Raw genomic sequence first — 3,371 nt, forward strand, 5'->3', positions numbered from 1 at the left:
ACAACACCATAAGAACATCTTTAAAGTGTTCAAAAATCTACTAATATTCACTGTTGGTGAATATATGCTATCATCCTTTTTTAAGGAATATAGACAAATAGTTCATCAATTGATATTTAAAGAAACCCTTCGCTTCCTTACGCTCATTCCAGAATATCCTGGTAAACAACGCTCTAAAATAGATCCTGTACTAAGAACACCAACGAGTATAGGCTTTGATATACCTGGTTAAAAAAAACACTGATTTCATTTATAGTTGAATAATATAATGGAGGCTTGCAACCATTAAAAAAAATAGGGCATAAATACAAAGCCATACAAGTAGAATATTTGAACAAATAAAGTAAAAGTAATGGATGTACAAAAAGTAGACATGTTTATCATGTCGAATGCAAAATTTTTCGAAAGTCACCAGGTTAATGTAATTCGAGAAAGACTAATCTCAATTGATGATGCTAAATGGCGTTATATTTCTACCCTACAATTAAAAGATCCAACTACAAGTTTAATTGTTTCAATTTTAGCGGGTGGTATTGGCATCGACAGGTTTTTAATTGGCGACACAGGGCTTGGTATAGGTAAACTCTTAACTTGTGGTGGTTTCGGATTTTGGGCCATTATAGACTGGTTTTTGATTCAGAAAGCTACAAAGGAGAAAAATATGCAAAAAATTCAACAGTTTTTGTATTAATGCATCTTCACAGGAATAGTCTGTATTCAATAATGTTTATAGCCTGTATAACAGGGTATATTTGGCTTTACACTTGTTTATCCTATACAAATGCTGATAAACAAATTGAAGTTTGCTTAATTAAGCATTTTACAAGTATACCCTGCCCTTCCTGTGGCTCCACTCGTTCCATCATAGCATTGATAAATGGCAATTTTGTGCAATCACTTAAGTTAAACCCTATGGGCATTATAGTTGCAATTATTATGCTGCTTTTACCTATGTGGATTATTTTAGACCTGCTATTTAAAAGAAAAACATTATTTGATTTTTATCAGAAAATAGAGACCTATTTAAAATACCCCCAATATGCAATGCCATTGATCATCCTTGTTATGCTCAATTGGATTTGGAACATCATCAAAGCAATATAATTGCCTCCTACCGCACCAGGCACAAAAAATCAAACACTCGATTTTATTGTTTGAAATTCGTAATTTAGCTTTATGAACAGGAATGAAAGTATTGAAGAATTCTATGCAACCAAACTCAACTGGGTGCCAGATTCGCTTCGTAAAGAAATAGGTCATTTCAATGTTTTCAAATTAGATCCTTTTATTGGCCAAGGGGCTAAACCTATTCCCTATAGCAGAAGAGATTATTACAAGATTAGCTTTATCAAAGGAAACAATAAGGTCTTTTATGCCGACAAAGTCATTGAAATTAAAAAGCAGGCTTTGTTATTTGCTAATCCTCAGGTACCCTATAATTGGGAAGAAATTGATAAAATTCAAACGGGGAGCTTCTGCATCTTTACGCCTTCCTTCTTTTATCAATATGGAAATTTAAATCAGTATTCGGTTTTCCAACCGAATGGCACGCCAATTTTTGAGCTTACTGATGAACAAGCTGCTCCAATTGAACTTATTTATAAACAGATGTTTGAAGAAATAAATGCTGATTATATCCATAAGTATGATGTGTTGAGAACCTTAGTATTTAACCTCATCCATACGGCAATGAAATTGCAACCCAGCAATAAGTTAGCTCCCGAAGATAACAACGCCGCTAAAAGATTATCCCTCCTGTTCTTTGAACTTTTAGAACGCCAATTCCCCATCGATGACACCAGGCAGCGGTTAAACTTTCGCAGTCCTTCAGACTTTGCCAATCAGCTGGGTGTACATGTTAACCATTTAAACAGGGCCTTAAAGGAAACCGTGCAAAAAACCACCACCGACATTATCTCAGAGCGCATATTTCAGGAAGCTAAAATATTATTGAAACACAGCTCCTGGAACATTTCTGAAATTGCCTATGCCCTGGGATTTCTGGAGGTTCCTCATTTCAATAACTTCTTCAAAAAGAACAGCCTCCTGAGTCCTACAAAATTTAGAAATATTTGAATTTCGTAAGCATCTGTTCGATTCTTGTTATTTTCAGCATGCAGGCTAAGGTACTTTTGTTTCCTATTCAAAACACAATAATATGGAAACAAAAAAAGTATGGTTCGTTACAGGAGCCTCAAAAGGCCTTGGCCTTTCTCTAATTAAAAAACTGCTGGCAAATAATTACCGCGTTGCGGCTACCTCCCGCAAAATCAACTCGCTGATCCAAGAATTAGGCGATGCTTCAGCCTCCTTTCTCCCTATTGAAATGGATATAACGGATAATGAAAATGTAAATCAGGCGGTCAAAGAATGCATCAGTCATTTTGGTGAAATCGACGTTGTGGTTAACAATGCAGGCTTTAGCCAGATTGGTACACTTGAAGAATTGAGTGAGGAGGAGGTGAAAAACAATTTTGAAGTCAATGTTTTCGGCTCTCTGAACGTTATTCGTAATGTAGCACCCTATTTACGTGCTCAAAATAGTGGTTATATTTTCAATATCGCATCTGTTGGTGGCTATGATGGTGGTTTTCCCGGATTTGGAATATACTGTGCTACTAAGTTTGCCGTTGTTGGTTTTACTGAAGCTTTAGCACAGGAAATGAAAGAATTTGGTGTCAATGTTTCTGTGGTCTATCCGGGTTATTTCCGCACTAACTTTCTATCCAAAGGTTCCATACAAACGGCACTACAGCCTATTAGAGCCTATAAAAGTGCTCGTGCTTCAGAGCAGGCTCATCTTGAAGAAATAAATGGTAACCAGCCTAACGATCCGGAGCGTGCAGCAGAAATCCTCATGGAAATCAGTGAGCTTGCCCAACCTCCCTTGCATCTATTTTTAGGTAAAGACGCTTATGCTGTGGTTGAAAAGAAAAATGCATTGATCGCACAATGTATGGATGATTTTGAAGCATTAGCTACTTCGACTGCTTTTGAAAGCAATTAGCTTTCAAATTTAAGGAAATCGCATTAAAAAAGGTTGATGTTTTACGGCAGACGCATGATCTTATATAGAGGAAAAATCCTAATAACACTAGCCTAAACCTATTTATAGCGTATAAGACAAATGTCTTGATCAAGCCTTTGATTTCATAAGTGATTCAAAGGCTTGATCGCATTAATGTTTTTCGCCCTTATTTACCTTAAATAAGTGCAGCACCTGTGGAAACAAAGCCGCCATATATTCCTCTACCCCGCTTTTAGAACCTGGGAAGGTAAGCACTAAAGTTTCCCCGATAAAACCAGCAACACTGCGCGATAACATGGCATAAGGCATTCTCTCCTGACCATAACGCCTCGCTGTTTCCATA

Annotated in this window: 5 protein-coding genes and 1 pseudogene; 5 read left to right on the plus strand and 1 reads right to left on the minus strand. The window is 36.8% G+C overall.

The features are described from left to right. From ACR2F7_RS01465 to ACR2F7_RS01485, 5 genes are all read left to right on the plus strand, one after another. On the plus strand, positions 1-232 hold a 232-nt coding region (locus ACR2F7_RS01465; RefSeq protein ID WP_432711834.1), incomplete at its 5' end, for a hypothetical protein. Positions 233-352: 120 nt separating this feature from the next. Then, positions 353-691 (plus strand): TM2 domain-containing protein, encoded by a 339-nt coding sequence (locus ACR2F7_RS01470; protein WP_432711835.1) that lies wholly within the window; start codon positions 353-355, stop codon positions 689-691. A gap of 32 nt (positions 692-723) precedes the next feature. Further along, complete coding sequence (locus tag ACR2F7_RS01475; RefSeq protein WP_432711836.1) at positions 724-1,104, plus strand: DUF2752 domain-containing protein; 381 nt, start codon at positions 724-726, stop codon at positions 1,102-1,104. 72 nt (positions 1,105-1,176) lie between these two features. Continuing rightward, on the plus strand, positions 1,177-2,076 hold the full coding sequence (locus ACR2F7_RS01480; RefSeq protein WP_432711837.1) for a helix-turn-helix domain-containing protein: 900 nt from the start codon (positions 1,177-1,179) through the stop codon (positions 2,074-2,076). Between the two features lie 82 nt (positions 2,077-2,158). After that, positions 2,159-3,007, plus strand: a complete 849-nt coding sequence (locus ACR2F7_RS01485) for an SDR family oxidoreductase (RefSeq protein WP_432711838.1) — start codon at positions 2,159-2,161, stop codon at positions 3,005-3,007. Between the two features lie 171 nt (positions 3,008-3,178). Here the strand turns inward: ACR2F7_RS01485 and ACR2F7_RS01490 are convergent. Beyond that, positions 3,179-3,371 (minus strand): annotated as a pseudogene (locus ACR2F7_RS01490) (bifunctional molybdenum cofactor biosynthesis protein MoaC/MoaB); the annotation flags it as partial.

Source organism: Pedobacter sp., from assembly GCF_045628745.1.
GTDB lineage: Bacteria > Bacteroidota > Bacteroidia > Sphingobacteriales > Sphingobacteriaceae > Pedobacter.

What these genes read in the sequence shown, in the direction of transcription:
- ACR2F7_RS01480 (WP_432711837.1), top strand. Translation starts at nt 1,177, where the DNA reads ATGAACAGGAATGAAAGTATTGAAGAATTCTATGCAACCAAACTCAAC.
- ACR2F7_RS01470 (WP_432711835.1), top strand. Translation starts at nt 353, where the DNA reads ATGGATGTACAAAAAGTAGACATGTTTATCATGTCGAATGCAAAATTT.
- ACR2F7_RS01475 (WP_432711836.1), top strand. Translation starts at nt 724, where the DNA reads ATGTTTATAGCCTGTATAACAGGGTATATTTGGCTTTACACTTGTTTA.
- ACR2F7_RS01485 (WP_432711838.1), top strand. Translation starts at nt 2,159, where the DNA reads ATGGAAACAAAAAAAGTATGGTTCGTTACAGGAGCCTCAAAAGGCCTT.